This window comes from Pseudomonas sp. MF09156, from assembly GCF_059862305.1.
The window spans coordinates 1-15,309 of sequence record NZ_JCBCUR010000024.1; the positions used below are offsets into that span (position 1 = coordinate 1).

Sequence of the window (15,309 nt, forward strand, 5' to 3'; positions counted from 1 at the left end):
TAAGATGCAGAGCCGCATAGGTCGCCGTCATAGAACAGATTGGCCCGCACGCCGAACCGCGAGAGCAAATTAGACAAACGATCCATTGGCCGATCCTTGACGAGTCAGAACGCACAGACCATACCATCTGCGTTGTCGTTCAGTGCCTGTAGCGAACATGCCGGCGTAAATCAGCCAACGGATAAAGTGATCACTGAGCAGCTCAGCCTCCCTTTCCAGTTCGGCTGTTAAAAAAACAACACCGTTGTTTGAAAGCACCAGCAAATCAAGTGCTCACTCTTCTATTTTACAGTACCTGGCAACAGCACTTTGCGGTGCAGTCGATCAGATATCCGGAAGGTTGATCGTAAGCTTCAGCCTAGCGCTCTTCGAATTTAATGTCGTCGAGCTTCGGCCCAACCATTCCCCCGACCTACTCTTCCCTCCCCTAGAGGGGGCGTGCCGAGATAAGCCAAAAATTAGGACATTCGTTCTGTAAGTAACTGTTTTTAAGGGAACTGCTCATGTGCTGCGGAAGGACGGTCGAGAATAGAGGGTGGCCACTTGGGATTCTAACCAGCCCTGCTTACAAACCTTGGCTACGGTTTGCGTCGTAATAACGAGCCAGCCGCATTCTCCTCGAAAGCTCCAGCTTCCTCGATATAGCCGTGTACGGTGCCATCGTGCCGCCAGCCACCCTGTCGTTTGATCTCAAGGAAATCCGCCCCAGCCCGATGCGCACTGGTAGCCAGTCCCCGACGCAGACTGTGGCTGCTCAGTTCGGGCACATACAACAGCCCTGCGGCTTCGGCACGTGCCGTCAGGATGGTATTCACGCTGCCCTCGTGCAGTGCCACCTCGCCGAGTACGCCCCAGCGGCTGATGCGCCGGAACAGTGGCCCCTGAACGATCTGAGCCGCGTCCAACCACCGGCGTAGCGCTGTCGCGGGGCAGCAGATGCTGTCGCCGTATGGGATCGCCTTGTCGAGTCCCTCGCCCTCCTGATCGGTCTTGGAACGGGGCAGCGTGATCCGTAGACCTTCCTGCTCCCACTCGAGGTATTGCATCTCCAGCGTGACCAATTCGCTGCGCCGGAACGCACCAAAATACCCGACCTGGAGCAGTGCACTGTCCCGCAGTGTCGCCAGTCCGTCGAGCGTGTTCAGGTGCACCACGATGCGTTCGAGATCCTCTAGGACCAGGGCCTTGGCTTTTTGTCGAGGCCGCCCGTTCACCCGCTCAATACCGCGCAAGGTTTTGCCCACGGTGGCGCTGGCGGTAGGGTCAGGAAAACCCTGATAACGGTGCCATTGCGACAGCGCCGTGAGGCGCAGGGCCAGGGTGCGCGGGTTCAATACTTCCGCAAAAGACAATAGATAACGAATCAGCGCGGCTTCATCGCACGGCAGCACGCCGCCCCAGGCCTGAAAGTGGCGAATGGCCGAGCGGTAGGTTCGGCGGGTGTTGTCGGAGGTGGCGGCCGCGAGAAAGCGCTGGTAGCGCTGGGCCAACTGCTCCGGGGTAGCGAGCGTACCGTTGGTACGCGCAAGGGCTGCTCGCTCGTCGAGCAGTAACGGGGTGGCTATTTCATCGTTATTTCTTGTAGTCATCAAGAAACGCCTGTTTAGGCCGTGCGTACTGCGGATTATAGAAGCGAATGCCGAGCGTGAACGCCTAACTCGCGATAACCGCGCTTATCGTGGGTCAACTGACGGTCTCAGTCGGCTGAACTATTCTGTACTTAAATCGAGGTATTACGTTTTCCATAATACGGTACGAAAAAATCCGAGGTGTTCATGGCCCGTTCCGGCGTCCTCTACCTGCATGTTGCCCAGGCGGCCACCCAACTGGTGGCTGCGGGCCACAACCCCACCATTGACAGCATCCGCGTCGCCCTGGGTGGGACGGGCAGCAAAAGCACGATTGCTCCGTTGTTAAAGCGTTGGAAAGCCGCGCATCCCGGCACGCTGGCCCAGGCCGAACTGGGATTGCCCGCGGAGCTGGTCCTGGCGCTGAAAGGACTGTACGAAAAAGTTCAGGCGGAGGCGGCCGTCCAACTCCAGCAGGCCGTAGCGGCTCACCAGGCAGAGGCCGACGCGTTGCAGGAACAGTTGCAGCAGGCATTCGTCGAGCGCGACGCGCAACTCAGCGTTCAGGAGCAGCAGGCCCAGGCACTTGCCGTAGCCACTACGCGCAGCCAGGGGCTGGCTGACACCCTGCAGCGTCAGGAGATCGCCCTGGCCAGCCTGGGCAGTGAAAAGACCGGGCTCGAACAACGTCTGGCTGACCGCGCCGCCGAGGCGGCCGCACTGACCCGGCAACTGCAACAAGCGCGGGAGCAGTTTGAGCACTACCAGGCATCGGTCGCGCAACAACGCAGCGACGAGCGCCAGGCCACTGAGCAACGCCAGCAGCGCCTGGAACACGAATTGGCAGCGCTCCGGCAGCGTCTGCTCGCGCAGCAAACCCGCCTGGGCGAACTGCAGGCGCAGGAACAACGCCTGGTGCAGGACCATGATCGTCTAGAGAGCACCCTGCTCACGACGCAAGCGACGCTCGCGCAGAGTCAGATTGCGCATGAACACGTCTTACTTCAATTCACCGACTTGCAACAGTCGCATCAGGCACTGGAGCAGCGCCATGGCCAAGGTGAGCAGCGTTTGGCTGAGACGCGGACTTACCTGGCCGTCAATGAACGGGAGCGAAGCCTGCTGGCGGAACGCTTAAGCCAAACTGAAAGCCAATTGAGCCAGTTGGCCACAGAAAAGCAGCTTCTCGTGCAAGACAACGCGGTGCTGTCAAGCCAGCTCGCAGAGTCCAGAGCGATGAAGCCGAAGACTTGTTGACCGAAAAAGGCGCCTACCTCAGGCGCCTGAAACCATCCTCCAAACCAAAGGAGCCAAACAGGAGGACAGTGGAGCAATCAACTCTTCAATACACAGCCTTGCTGGAAACCAAGGTCGTAGATGAGGAGAGTCGCCATGCGTAACGCCATTACCTACACCGTCCTTGCTACCTTCATAGCCCTTGGAACTGTTGCCACGGGATTTGCCGAACAGGCCAAAGCCCCCGCCCAAAGCAGTGCCGAGACAAATAAGGGTGAGGACATGCACATGATGGACGGCAACCATATGCCGATGATGGACATGCAGGAAATGTCCAAGATGATGAAAAACTGCAATACAATGATGGAGAACATGAACCAACACATTGGAATGGAGTCCCCGAAGGGCGATAGCAAGGCACAATAGCGATCTGGTTCACGTCGGCCGTCTCCGTCCCTCGCCGGTGTGCGCCCCGACACGGAGGCCGACCTTGCCGCTCCAGATATCGTTCTCAAAACTGCCGAGGAGCTGCTTCCCCTCATCGACGGCCTTGTAGTAATTCAAACCACCGACCAAGGCGACATCATCTGCAAGCGGGTAGCTCCAGGTAGTGCCGGTATAGTATTGGTTTCAGGCATCCTTGAGACAACTGGTGTAAAGGCTGAAGCCAAGGTTGTCGTTGGGTGTGTAATCACCGCCGACTATCCACGGAGAGCCGACTTCGCCTGCGTAGAAGGTTGCAAAATCATCCCGCATGCTGCTGGAGCTGGGTTGGCTCATCGCGTGCAGGCGTCCGCCCTGTAGCACCAAGCCCTCGACACTGGTGTTGTATGCGGTGACGCCGCGGAAGCTTTCCGGAAGCAGTCGCGAATCGCCGTACTGCACGACAGGCGTGACAGGGAAGACATCGCCTACTTTGATTTCAGTGTCCAGGAAACGGGTCTTTACGGCGCCGCCGAGCTTGGAGTAATTGTCCTCGGCCTGGCCGAGCCCGACTCGAATCGGCCTATGACTCCGTGGGCCCATTCTTCCGAGTAGCCATTTCCTGTACTGCTGGACTGGCCTTTGCGAAAATCACGGTTGAAGTAGAAATTTCGATTGAGGATGCTCAGGCTGCTGCCTTCGATGAATCCCTCGCCTTTTTCCTCGGCGGCCATTGCAGCCTGCGCAGCGCTGATGCTCAAGACGATCTGAGAAAGTCCCAACAGGGCCTTGTTGTTCATAAACGCTCTTGATGTTTTGGCAGATTTTTCATTGTGCGGTTGTGTATATGCCGAAGCGCGCCGGGCATAGCCGGGTGCGCTTCTTACATACTTCCACATGCAAAATAACGTCAGGGTGACGTGAAAATTACTTTTCCGTCAGCAACACGTCAACAATGCTCAGTGCTGGCTCCTGCAGTCCGTTCCTGATACGCGGTACTCCAGAATATGCAGGTTTCCGCTCGAATCCTCGTAGGTCATTTGCGCAGGCATCACATCGCAGTTGCCATTGGTCGACGTGACGTGAATGACCTTGGCGATGTCGAGCTTCATGCCATAGCGGTAGTGAGTGACTTCTGGCGGGTTCTTGCCTTGGGCGCTAGCGTATTCGCGCATGGATTGCTCGTTGGCCTGGATCATCTTACCGTACAGGCGATCGGAACTGCCATCGGCCCATACGGTGGATGACAGCAGAGTCGCACTCACTATCAGCAGCAGTCTTAGGTGTTTCATAACGGCGATCTCCTCTCGGGTTTTCGATCCACGATTCAACTCTACCTCCGTAGTTAAGTACGGAATCAAGGAGGGAGGAGATGAAGGTCCTGGTTTATGGCGCCGAGATAAGATGGTAGGGCTTAAGTACACTTTCGTCGGGTAACAGCAGCGCATTACTGCGCCACCGCCCCCAAAGAACCGGGCATGAGAGTCGCGCCTCATCCGGCTCAAGTCTTTCGTCAGCACCATGGTCTAGTACCGGGCAATCAATCCACGTCTATCGCAGCTCGACGTTGGGCAAAGTAAGACGACCACGCAGGATCACAGGGATTGGCCAAGTTACGTAGTGCCGTTTCTCGATCCGGCTTAGGTATGTGCGCCACGTAATCACGCTTGATCGTCTTCACGAAGCTCTCGGCCATGCCGTTGCTCTGCGGGCTGCGAACTGGGGGGTCACCGGCTGCAAGCCGATCTGTCGAGCAAACAGGCACGTCTGGTCGGCGGTGTACGCCGAGCCGTTATCGCTTAGCCATTGCACCGGCGTGGCGGGCAGTTGATCACCGAAGCGCCTCTCCACGCTTTCCAGCATCAAGTCGCGGATATCATCGCCGCTGTACCCGGTCGGGCTCGCGACCTAGCCGATGGCCTCGCGATCACAGCAGTCCAGGGCGAAGGTTACGCTCAATTTGGCTCCGTCCTCGCAGCGGAACTCAAAGCCGTCCGAGCACCAACGCGTATCGCTGGTTTGCACCGCAATACGGCCTTCGTGCCGACGCGGCACGCCGGGCTGTTTTCGTAGACAGATTCAGCAGCGGTTGCAGGTGCTCGCCGCACTGGATCACCCAGCGCGCCAGGGTTTGGCGGGGGATATCGACGCCGTGACGACCGAGGATTTTTTTGAAGCGGTGCAGCGGCAGACCATCGACGTATTTGGTGATCAACAGCATCGCCAGGACGCTAGGACTGGCCATGCTCTTTTCGATCAGTTGAGCCGGTTTGTCGGCGGTGACCGGTGCGGCTTCACAGCCGCGGCAGCCGTAGACCTTGTCCGCTGGTTCCCTTCACAACCACTGGCCAACGCAGAGCGTTTTACCCATGCAGCGAAACGATTAGCGGACAGGAAACGGTCCCGTGGCTCGCACAACAGTCGTGAACCAGTTGCACCAAAACAGACTCGATCCGTCGCAGATCCGCGAGCTTGCCACGCACATCCCCAAGCTTCTGCTCGGCGAGCACGCGCGCTTCATCACAGTGAGCGCCGTCATCGAGCCTCAACAGCCCGGCCACTTCTTCGAGGCTAAAGCCCAGCCGTTGCGCGGACTTTACGAATTTCACCCGGGCGACATCGGGGGTTGGGGAGCAATGGAACTGAAAACCAACGTAAGCCGAATTAGAGTTCGTTTTACTCGTCAGCGACTGCGAATTAACGAACTTTGATTCGTGAGAAAGGTTTATTGCACTGATTTTCGGGTGTTGGTGACCTTTCCTCGCGATAGCGGAAACGGTTTCATAAAACGGTCGTTTTTCGAAACTATCCAGACGTTGCAAGGGTTTGCGGGGCAGCGACTGAGCTTAAGTGCACTTTCTGTTCCGTTGCTCCCCCAACCCCTATTTCCAGCAGCGAGGTGATGAATTCGTTTTGCTGTTGTGCGGCGGCGACAAAAGCAGCCAAAGCCGTGATATTGAAGCGGCTAAAAAACTCGCCAGCGAGTGGAGGTCAGAATGAGCGAAAAAATTTACGACTACGACCCAGCAGCAGCCCTAGACGGCCCTGAAGCAATCGCCGTCTTCATGGCGGAGCCCTGCCATTTCCTCTCAGCGCCATAATCCAGGACCTTCATCTCCTCTCTCCTTGATTCCGTACTTAACTACGGAGGTAGAGTTGAATCGTGGATCGAAAACCCGAGAGGAGATCGCCGTTATGAAACACCTAAGACTGCTGCTGGTAGTGGGTGCGACTCTGCTGTCATCCACCGTATGGGCCGAGGGCGGGAGCGACCGAGCGATTGAGCGAATTGCTGCACGCGAGAGGGCTGAAGCGACCCTGGTGGCGGAAACCGTCAAGGAGATTAAGCAACTGGGCCCCACGGCGGCAGGCCGTAGCGAAGCGCAGCCCGCCTGTCCGCCTGCAAAGTAGAGCCTGTGCTACTCGACCAGATGCAACGTGAGCCCACTCTGCTGAGGCGCGAGGGCAAATAGCAATACCAAACTGTGCCCTTTGCAAGTGCTCCTTTGGCCATTCAGCGGCGCTCATTGAGCGCCGCTTTTTTCTAAGCGCAAGCCGACCAACAGGGGCGCCTTACGCAACGGGAAATCCTCGGTTAACGCCCGAGTTGTCCCCATGCAGCGAAACGATCAGCGGACAGGAAACAGTCCCGTGGCTCGCACAACAGTCGTGAACCAGTTGCTCCAAAACTGACTCGATCCGTCGCAGATCCGCGAGCTTGCCACGCACATCCCCAAGCTTCTGCTCGGCGAGCACACGCGCTTCATCGCAGTGAGCACCGTCATCCAGCCTCAACAGCCCGGCCACTTCATCGAGGCTAAAGCCCAGCCGTTGCGCGGATTTAACGAATTTCACCCGGGCGACATCCGCCTCACCGTAACGGCGAATGCTGCCGTAGGGCTTGTCCGGTTCGGGTAACAGCGCCTTGCGTTGATAGAACCGGATGGTTTCCACGTTGACCCCGGCCGCCTTGGCGAAAGCGCCAATGGTCAGGCTTTCCAAATTGTTTTTCATACCGCTTGATTCCGTACATGACTACGGGACTAACCTTAAACCATCGATCAAATGCTCGAAAGGAGAAATGCATGTCTGAACCATCAAACGGGCGCGCCCCTCTTGTCGCCGGGGGGCTTGCGGCGATTCTCGCCTCGGCTTGCTGTCTCGGGCCGCTGATTCTGATCGCACTGGGATTCAGCGGGGCCTGGATCGGTAACCTGACCGTGCTGGAACCGTACCGCCCGCTCTTCATCGGCGCGGCACTGGTGGCGCTGTTCTTCGCCTACCGGCGCATTTTCCGCCCCGCTCAAGCCTGCGCACCGGGCGAGGTCTGCGCCATCCCTCAGGTACGTACCTCCTACAAGCTGCTGTACTGGCTGGTGGCGGCCTTGGTGCTGGTCGCGCTCGGCTTCCCCTACATCCTTCCCTTGTTCTACTGATCAGGAGTTCACCATGAGAAAACTGCTCGCATCCTTAGCCCTCGCCAGCCTGGTCGCCACACCCGTCTGGGCGGCCACGCAGACCGTCACCCTGGCGGTGCCGGGCATGACCTGCGCCGCCTGCCCGATTACGGTGAAGACGGCGTTGACCAAGGTCGATGGCGTGACCAAGGCTGAGGTGAGTTTCGAGAACCGCGAGGCCATCGTCACCTTCGACGATACCAAGACCAATGCCCTGGCGCTGACTAAGGCGACCGAGGACGCTGGCTATCCGTCCAGCGTCAAGCAATAGGAGGGACTTCCGATGGCAAATCCTCTCAATCTGTTCACGCGGATCGGTGACAAAGCCGGCTCCGTCGGCGTGCTGATTTCTGCCATAGGCTGCGCCATGTGCTTTCCCGCCCTTGCTAGTCTGGGGGCCGCGTTCGGTCTGGGCTTTTTGAGCCAGTGGGAAGGCCTGTTCATCACCACGCTGCTGCCTCTGTTTGCTGGACTGGCTCTGCTCGTCAATGCCCTCGGCTGGCTCAATCATCGGCAGTGGCGACGGACTGCGCTCGGCCTGATCGGTCCTACCCTGGTACTGGCAGCGGTATTTTTTATGCGGGCTTATGGCTGGCGGAGCGGTTGGCTGCTCTATATCGGCCTGGCCCTCATGTTTGGGGTGTCGATATGGGATCTCGTGTCGCCCGCTCATCGCCGTTGTGGGCCGGATGCCTGTCCGACGCCGCCAAACCAGTGAACCTGACAAGAGACGATCTAATGAGTAACGAAATGACCGAACTGAAAATCATTGGTATGACCTGCGCCTCCTGTGTCGTGCATGTGAAAGAGGCCTTGGAGAAGATTCCGGGCGTGCATCGGGCGGATGTTTCCTACGCCAGCGGGAAGGCCGAACTGAAGGTCGACGAGGGCGCAAGCCGTGAGCAGATGCAGGCCGCTGTCGAGGCCCTGGGGTATCGAGCGGCGTTCGAAGACGCCATGGTACAAGCCCGTCCTGGCCTGCTCGATAAGGCACGGGGTTGGTTGAGCAGCACTGACGCCGGGAAAGAGGGCGACAAGCTCCACGTCGCGGTCATCGGCAGTGGTGGCGCCGCCATGGCGGCCGCGCTCAAGGCGGTGGAAGGCGGTGCCCGCGTCACCCTGATCGAGCGCGGCATCATCGGCGGCACCTGCGTCAACGTGGGCTGCGTGCCCTCCAAGATCATGATTCGTGCCGCGCATGTGGCCCATCTGCGCCGCGAGAGCCCGTTCGACGCCGGGCTTTCCGCCATGACGCCGACCGTCCTACGCGAACGTCTGCTCGCGCAGCAACAAGACCGTGTCGCCGAACTGCGCCACGCCAAGTACGAAAGCATCCTGGAGAGCACGCCGGCGATCAGCGTGCTGCGCGGCACCGCCCGTTTCCAGGACGGCCACACGCTCAGCGTGAAACTGGCCGAGGGTGGCGAGCACATCGTAGCCTTCGACCGCTGCCTGGTCGCCACCGGCGCAAGCGCGGCCGTTCCACCGATTCCAGGACTGAAAGACACGCCGTACTGGACCTCAGACCAGGCACTGGCGAGCGATACAATCCCTAAGCGGCTCGCCGTGATCGGCGCCTCCGTAGTGGCAGTGGAACTGGCGCAGGCCTTCGCCCGGCTGGGTAGCGAGGTCACGATCCTGGCACGCAGTGCGATGTTCTTCCACGAAGACCCGGCCATCGGCGCGGCGGTGACGGAGGCCTTCCGTATGGAGGGCATCGAAGTGCTGGAGCAAACGCAAGCCAGCCAGGTGTCCCACGCCAACGGCGAGTTCGTACTGGCCACCAACCATGGTGAGTTACGTGCCGACCAACTGCTCGTCGCCACCGGCCGCACGCCCAATACCCAGGGCCTGAACCTGGAAGCGGCCGACGTGCAGCTGGACGAGCGCGGCGGCATCCAGATCGACGAGCGCATGCGCACCAGCGCAGCGGATATCTATGCGGCCGGCGACTGCACCGACCAACCGCAGTTCGTCTACGTCGCGGCAGCGGCTGGCACCCGCGCGGCAATCAACATGACCGGCGGCGAGGCCAAGCTCAATCTCGACGTCATGCCGGCCGTGGTGTTCACCGATCCGCAAGTGGCCACCGTCGGCTACAGCGAAGCCGAAGCGCAGCACGCCGGGATCGAAACCGACAGCCGCACCTTGACCCTGGACAACGTGCCGCGCGCGTTGGCCAACTTCGACACGCGGGGTTTCATCAAGTTGGTTGCCGAAGCGGGCTCCGGCCGACTGCTGGGAGTGCAGGCTGTGGCCCCGGAAGCAGGAGAACTGATCCAGACGGCGGTACTCGCCATCCGCAACCGTATGACCGTGCAGGAATTGGCTGACCAGTTGTTCCCCTACCTGACGATGGTCGAGGGACTGAAACTCGCCGCACAGACCTTTAACAAAGACGTCAAACAATTGTCCTGCTGCGCAGGGTAATGAGAGAGGGAGGTTGAAACATGAGCAACACGGCAGACGATCTCGGTAGGTGCGACAGCCTACGCAAGACATGGCAGTTGGTCAGCTTCTGGGGCCTGCCTGCCGTCGTGGCGACGATAGCGATTGTTCTGTCTAATCGACGCCCCGCGTTGTTCCTGGCAGCAGGCGCCGCGCTGGCCGTGATGGGCGGCGCCTGCCTGGTCAACGCCACGCGTTGTCGCCGCCTTCACTGCTACATAACGGGGCCTCACTTCCTGTTGCTCGCAGTTGGTGCGCTATTGGCTTATGTGTTTGACCAAAACGGCGAGCATCTCTCCAGGTTGTGGCTGCTACTGGCTCTGGGAGCTGCACCGTTGCTCATCTGGCTACCTGAGCGCCTAGCCGGAAGGAAATATCTGAGCGCCCCAGTTTGCGGTGAAGGTCGGGAGTGTCGGCGATGAATGCCTACTCCATATCCAGATTGGCCGAGGACGCGGGCGTCAGTGTCCATATAGTCCGAGATTATATGCTGCGCGGCTTGCTGCACCCCGCGCGGCGCACGGAAAGCGGTTACGGCATTTTCGATGAGCGGTCCCTGGCGCGGCTGTGCTTCGTACGTGCCGCCTTTGAGTCCGGTATCGGGCTCGACGAATTGGCGCGGCTCTGTCGAGCGCTCGATGCAGACGATAGTACCGATGTGATCGGGTGTATCGACCGCTTGCTTGGGCAAATCGCGACCCGGCTGGCAGCTTTAGACGCAGTGAAAACGGAGTTGGCCGGGCTGACTCATCGTGCCATCGAAGGTCACACCCATGCGTAATACCAACCAATCCGAATCAATCAAGATGCCCCGCTGGCACGCCTACACGTGGGGTGTGCTCGCCGCGCTCACTTGCCCCTGCCATCTGCCGGTGCTGGCATTACTGCTCTCGGGGACTGCGGCCGGGGCCTTCGTCAGCGAGCATTGGAGCCTCGCGACGCTCGTGCTGACGGTTCTCTTCGTCCTCTTCCTGAGAGCGGCTCTACGGGCCTTTCGGAAGCGGGCGTGACCCGCTCGGAGCACGGCGCGGTCTCCGCTGCCGAGTTGCGGCAGGCTTGGGAGCGTTGGGAATTGTTGCTGCACTGCCAGCCGCAGGTCGATCTGCGCGCAGGTTCGATCGCAGGTGTGGAAGAGTTACTAGGTTTTCTTGGACGATGGAGAAACCCCATCATGAACGCAAACGACACCCCCACTATCAGTTGCTGCGAATGTTGCAAGGAAATTTCCCTTGACGCCGCACTGACGCCGGAAGGTACCGAGTACGTCGTGCACTTCTGTGGCCTTGAATGCTATCAGCGCTTCATATCGCGCGCGGATAAGAGAGCGGCATCCGAGCCTGATCACCCCTGCACACCAGAGGTCAGTACCCGTCACGACGACTAATCTTTGCCTCTGGAAAGTGGCTCTGGTTTTTTTTAGAAAGCGTGAGTCCATTGAGATTTAATGCAAGTCCGCTCGTGGCTAATGTAAGCCCGAAGGCTTCGTCAGTAGTTTTATCTAGGCCGATGCCCGGGAGGATGGCAGCGTGCCTACAGGGCGTCAAAACCGGCTACCCAGAGTCAAATTCACCCCACAGTACAGCGATGCTATAGAGTTACTCGTCAGTCCTGCAGCATCAGTTTTACTCTGCACCTCCATTGTATTCAGTCTGCCGGCAGCCCATTTGCACGAATAGTCTAGTCCTGATAGTCAGGAGCAAGCGCTGCCAAAGGAGCAACGTGTTTAGAACCCGCCTGCAAGCATGAACATAAAGCAGAAATATCCTCTTGAAGGGCCATCGCCTGCGCCCAAATACTGTCGACATCACTGGTAGCCACAGTGAGGGGGAAACCTTCCAGTACCGTCATGGCCATGCCATGCAGGCGTAGGAAGTCTTCTCGAATGCTGCCGACCCCTCCGATTTCAGCAAGGCAGGCATCCAGCCGGTCGACCAAGTTGAGCAACTGAGCGGTGTCGTAGCTTGCACGCAGAGAGTCGAGTACCTTGGTATCGACGTCCCCATAAGGTGTCACGCGGAACGAAGCTGGCGGGATATGCATCAGTTCGTCACCTCAACGTTGCTGTCAGACATCTGTTTCGCACGCATTGATCCCGCAGCCTGCTGGAAAATGGAATCCTTGATCCAGGGTTCCGGTGGGCGTTTGAGTTTCAGGTTGAACTCCCCAAAACGTTTGACATTGCTGGTTAGGTAGGGGCTGAGAAACGATACGTCGTCGTCAGTGAACTGCCAGCCATCACGGGCGAGCTTCTGCAGGATGCGCATCATGTCCACGGTGTTCTGCAGGATCACCGACGAGGCCACCATGTCGTTGTAGCGCAGGCGTTTCTGTTGCTCGTCCGGATCGTTTTCGGCGATCACGTCACCGCCAAAGGACAGCCACTTAGAGAAGCCGTTGTAGGACTCGATCTTATTGGTGTTGGCGGTGACTTCCTGGCGCAACTCGCGGCTGCCGATCCAGTTGAGTAGGAAGATCGTCCGGATCACGCTGCCCAGCGCTTGCGCGGCATGATAGAGCTTGTTGCGCCGACTGTAGGAGCCAAGTTTGCGCAGCAGCATAGGTGAGGAAATCTTGCCGGCCTGGATTGACAACGCGACCTGCATCAGATCCTGCCAGTGGGTTTCGATCAGGTGCCAGTCGGCGGTGTCGGTGAACAGACGGTTGATGTGTTTATACGAAACGCCGCGATCTGGCCGGCACATCACCAGGTCGCGCCAGTTGCGGATACGCGGCATCAGATTGATGCCCAGCAGATGAGTGAAGGCGAACACCGTGGCCGACTGGCCCTGGGTGTCAGAGTACACCGTATCGGGTTCGACGCTGAGGTCGACCTTGAGCAACCCCTCAATCACATAGATTGCCTCCCAGATACCAGGCGGGATGAAGTGCTGGAACACCGCGATGTAGTTATTGGCCACGTGTCGGTACGCCACGGCCCCCATCTTGCGATAGCGGAAGTGGTAGCCGGCCAGCAGATTGTCGTCATAGAAGTCGAACTGCGTACCGTCCGCGGCCACCGCCTTGCCATCGCCCCAGAGCTTGGGCAGGTCAAGTTGCAGATAGAGTTCCACCAGCTCGCGGTTAGCCTTGTCTAACTTCTCAAGCGAGAGATGGCGGCGATTCGTATAGGACAGCATGTGCGGCGTGACATTACCGGCCAGATGCCGTGCGGCCTGGTTGGGGCCAAGGTTGCAGCCCATGGCGAAGATCGTCATCAGGTAGCGCTCGGCCGGTTCTTTGAGCTTTGGCTCGTTGCCGGACATCGGCCCGAAATGCCGAGTGAACTGAATCCAATGCTCAATGTTGGCCATGATGTCGAGCACGTGCCTGGCCGGCATGCGCTGCATAAGCGCCGTCTGTAGCGAGATGGCCGAAGGCGGGATGTCCCGCGCTATCACTCGGCGTAGCACCGGTTCGCCGGCTTCATTGATCGATACGTCACCTCGGCAAGAAGGGAATTTTTCATCCAGATGCTGCGCGGTTTCCTCCAGCTGAATCTTGAGGGAGGCGACAAACTCCTTCGCCGTGCCAGGCAGCCCCACCTTTTCGCAGTAGGCCGGTAGACGATGGAAACATTCTTCCCAGGGCAGCAACTGCTTACGGTAGTCGGCGAAAGATTCCGACCCCAGCACGCACATATCACCCGAGCGCAGCTCACTGGCCAGGTAAGAGAACACGCAGACTTCCAGATAGCGCCGGTTGGTAGGTGGCCCTTCACTGGCAGGACGACGCACGACCTTAACCCAGCGCTCCGACGCAAACGACAAGTCGACATGCTCGTCGATCCACTCGCGGTGTAGATTTTCGCTGTCCTGGATGAGCTGAAGCGCCTGGATAAGTGAGCGATCCTGAGTCGTGGGTTCCAGTTGAAGAAGGTGGCTCAGACGGAACAACAGCGAGCGATGGGACTTGAAGTGCTTCCAGATCAGCGGCAGGTAGTTGTTACCGCCCGTAGCCTGGACTTCGGCGCAAGTCTCGCGCAACCGATCCAGGTTGCCATCGGGAGAGAGGAATTCCCGGATCAGACTGCCAGCCTCCTGGTCATCCGGTTCCTGAACAAGAATCTGCACCACGCCATCCAGGGTGGCCGCCAGTTGCTCCAGCTTCTGGCGTTGCCGCGCCTGGATTTGCTCCAACTCCTCCTTGGCGCGTTTGTGGATCGTCGAAATCCGTCGGATGAACATCTCGGCCAGGTGATCCCGAGTTCGCACCCGCATCCGATAGATCAAGGCCAGCATCAGTGTGTAGCGTTTCGGCAGCGAGCAGTCCTTCAGCTCGGCGACGTCCGACGCGGCGGCTTGGGTGGCGAAGTGGCGGATCTTAGCATCGACGACCCCCTCAAGAATGGCATCCAGATCTCCGAAGCTCTCTAACCACGCCAGGTGGTCGATCAACACCTCCAGGTGCTTGCGGGAAGGCTTCTTGGGTGCCTGCTTGAGTGCGTTGAAGTCACTCTGCCGACGCCCGAAATCCGTGTCGAGCAGCTCCTTTAGCTTGTAGATCACCTCGATTGGCGCTCGGAGCACGATCAGGTTGAAGGTAACTTCCTGAGCACTCGCCAAAGCGGTTTCTGCGATGTTGTTGAGCGTCGAATAAGCCGGAAGCTCATAGCCACGCTGAATCAGCTCATCAAGCATGGCATTAATGAGATCGACTCGCTGCTCAAGCACTACAGCGCAGTCACGTGCGATTTCCTAAGTGATCGCTAGCCCGTCGCTGCTATAGAAGGGTGTAACCTGCAGGTACTGCCGAACCGCCGCTTGGTGTCGGTAAAGGGTGCGGGGGTTGCTGTAGCGCGGAGCTATTCGTGCGCCGTAGCGAAGGCATTGTCGGACATGACTGATGAGCTCCTGAGGAAGCTCCTCGAACGGAACAAAATAGTGTAGCTGCTGAAACACCTTTAGTTGGATTGCCAGCCCAATCGATAGCGCTGGACTCTTAGCGGTGTTATTGACCCATTCGATCTCTGAATCAGACAGGGAATAGCATCGATGCAGCTCCTTAGCTGGCAACTGACTGGGCAAGAGCGGGTAGGCTGTCCTTTCCACCGAAGCCATTGAGTTCATCCCCCAAGTAAGGCAAAACATCAGCATAGACGGCTAGTCAGGCGGGGGATGACCAGCAATCAAGAACTCAATAAATTTCCTTTTAGTTCAATATCTTGCAGAACGAATGTC

15 protein-coding genes and 6 pseudogenes are annotated in these 15,309 nt (G+C 58.6%); 12 read left to right on the forward strand and 9 right to left on the reverse strand.

Annotation, left to right across the window (positions count from 1 at the left end; all coding sequences use genetic code 11):
* Positions 1–578: 578 nt before the first annotated feature.
* Positions 579–1,589 (reverse strand): tyrosine-type recombinase/integrase, encoded by a 1,011-nt coding sequence (locus AC19YY_RS28375; RefSeq protein WP_491789816.1) that lies wholly within the window; start codon positions 1,587–1,589, stop codon positions 579–581.
* A gap of 186 nt (positions 1,590–1,775) precedes the next feature.
* Here AC19YY_RS28375 and AC19YY_RS28380 point away from each other — a divergent pair, with 186 nt between their 5' ends.
* A complete protein-coding gene (locus AC19YY_RS28380) occupies positions 1,776–2,825 on the forward strand; it encodes a DNA-binding protein (protein WP_011154388.1) in 1,050 nt (349 codons plus the stop codon).
* Positions 2,826–2,960: 135 nt separating this feature from the next.
* Positions 2,961–3,230 (forward strand): hypothetical protein, encoded by a 270-nt coding sequence (locus tag AC19YY_RS28385; RefSeq protein WP_033979952.1) that lies wholly within the window; start codon positions 2,961–2,963, stop codon positions 3,228–3,230.
* 36 nt (positions 3,231–3,266) lie between these two features.
* On the opposite strand, the pseudogene AC19YY_RS28390 reads toward AC19YY_RS28385, so the two are convergent.
* The 5 genes and pseudogenes from AC19YY_RS28390 to AC19YY_RS28410 all read right to left on the reverse strand — a co-directional run.
* Positions 3,267–4,027, reverse strand: a pseudogene (locus AC19YY_RS28390) (OprD family outer membrane porin); the annotation flags it as partial.
* A 159-nt stretch (positions 4,028–4,186) separates the two neighbouring features.
* Positions 4,187–4,519: a DUF2790 domain-containing protein gene (locus AC19YY_RS28395; protein ID WP_033979951.1), complete on the reverse strand. Its 333-nt coding sequence runs from the start codon at positions 4,517–4,519 to the stop codon at positions 4,187–4,189.
* Positions 4,520–4,833: 314 nt separating this feature from the next.
* A pseudogene (locus AC19YY_RS28400) lies at positions 4,834–5,288 on the reverse strand (DDE-type integrase/transposase/recombinase); the annotation flags it as partial.
* Between the two features lie 13 nt (positions 5,289–5,301).
* Positions 5,302–5,547 (reverse strand): annotated as a pseudogene (locus AC19YY_RS28405) (IS66 family transposase); the annotation flags it as partial.
* A 43-nt stretch (positions 5,548–5,590) separates the two neighbouring features.
* A pseudogene (locus tag AC19YY_RS28410) lies at positions 5,591–5,848 on the reverse strand (MerR family DNA-binding protein); the annotation flags it as partial.
* Between the two features lie 262 nt (positions 5,849–6,110).
* Here AC19YY_RS28410 and AC19YY_RS28415 point away from each other — a divergent pair.
* Positions 6,111–6,227, forward strand: a pseudogene (locus tag AC19YY_RS28415) (type II toxin-antitoxin system RelE/ParE family toxin); the annotation flags it as partial.
* 195 nt (positions 6,228–6,422) lie between these two features.
* Positions 6,423–6,638: a co-regulatory protein PtrA N-terminal domain-containing protein gene (locus AC19YY_RS28420; RefSeq protein ID WP_017849619.1), complete on the forward strand. Its 216-nt coding sequence runs from the start codon at positions 6,423–6,425 to the stop codon at positions 6,636–6,638.
* Positions 6,639–6,800: 162 nt separating this feature from the next.
* Here AC19YY_RS28420 and merR read toward each other — a convergent pair whose 3' ends face one another.
* Positions 6,801–7,241 carry a mercury resistance transcriptional regulator MerR gene (gene merR, locus AC19YY_RS28425; protein WP_003131870.1) on the reverse strand — a complete coding sequence of 147 codons (441 nt, stop codon included), beginning with the start codon at positions 7,239–7,241 and terminating at the stop codon, positions 6,801–6,803.
* A 71-nt stretch (positions 7,242–7,312) separates the two neighbouring features.
* On the opposite strand from merR, the gene merT reads away from it, so the two are divergent.
* From merT to AC19YY_RS28465, 8 genes are read left to right on the forward strand one after another with little or no spacing between them, the layout of a single operon-like run.
* Positions 7,313–7,663, forward strand: coding sequence for a mercuric ion transporter MerT (gene merT, locus AC19YY_RS28430; protein ID WP_017849617.1), 351 nt, complete (start codon positions 7,313–7,315; stop codon positions 7,661–7,663).
* Positions 7,664–7,676: 13 nt separating this feature from the next.
* Entirely contained in the window at positions 7,677–7,955 is a 279-nt protein-coding gene (gene merP, locus AC19YY_RS28435) for a mercury resistance system periplasmic binding protein MerP (protein WP_003131880.1), read from the forward strand.
* A 12-nt stretch (positions 7,956–7,967) separates the two neighbouring features.
* Positions 7,968–8,402 (forward strand): organomercurial transporter MerC, encoded by a 435-nt coding sequence (gene merC / locus AC19YY_RS28440; RefSeq protein WP_003131881.1) that lies wholly within the window; start codon positions 7,968–7,970, stop codon positions 8,400–8,402.
* Between the two features lie 32 nt (positions 8,403–8,434).
* On the forward strand, positions 8,435–10,114 hold the full coding sequence (gene merA / locus AC19YY_RS28445) for a mercury(II) reductase (protein ID WP_031633059.1): 1,680 nt from the start codon (positions 8,435–8,437) through the stop codon (positions 10,112–10,114).
* A 20-nt stretch (positions 10,115–10,134) separates the two neighbouring features.
* Positions 10,135–10,554 carry a hypothetical protein gene (locus AC19YY_RS28450; RefSeq protein ID WP_017849615.1) on the forward strand — a complete coding sequence of 140 codons (420 nt, stop codon included), beginning with the start codon at positions 10,135–10,137 and terminating at the stop codon, positions 10,552–10,554.
* Positions 10,551–10,913, forward strand: a complete 363-nt coding sequence (gene merD / locus AC19YY_RS28455; RefSeq protein ID WP_017849614.1) for a mercuric resistance transcriptional repressor MerD — start codon at positions 10,551–10,553, stop codon at positions 10,911–10,913. Before AC19YY_RS28450 ends, merD begins: the two co-directional genes overlap by 4 nt.
* A complete protein-coding gene (gene merE / locus AC19YY_RS28460; protein WP_017849613.1) occupies positions 10,906–11,142 on the forward strand; it encodes a broad-spectrum mercury transporter MerE in 237 nt (78 codons plus the stop codon). The genes merD and merE overlap by 8 nt, the downstream gene beginning before the upstream one ends.
* Positions 11,139–11,516 carry a DUF3330 domain-containing protein gene (locus AC19YY_RS28465; protein WP_425274543.1) on the forward strand — a complete coding sequence of 126 codons (378 nt, stop codon included), beginning with the start codon at positions 11,139–11,141 and terminating at the stop codon, positions 11,514–11,516. Before merE ends, AC19YY_RS28465 begins: the two co-directional genes overlap by 4 nt.
* Positions 11,517–11,809: 293 nt before the next feature.
* Here the strand turns inward: AC19YY_RS28465 and tnpC are convergent, their stop codons facing one another.
* Both tnpC and AC19YY_RS28475 read right to left on the reverse strand, forming a co-directional pair.
* Positions 11,810–12,172, reverse strand: coding sequence for a Tn3 family transposase post-transcriptional regulator TnpC (gene tnpC / locus AC19YY_RS28470; RefSeq protein WP_017849612.1), 363 nt, complete (start codon positions 12,170–12,172; stop codon positions 11,810–11,812).
* A pseudogene (locus AC19YY_RS28475) lies at positions 12,172–15,189 on the reverse strand (Tn3 family transposase). Before AC19YY_RS28475 ends, tnpC begins: the two are co-directional and overlap by 1 nt.
* Between the last annotated feature and the right edge of the window lie 120 nt (positions 15,190–15,309).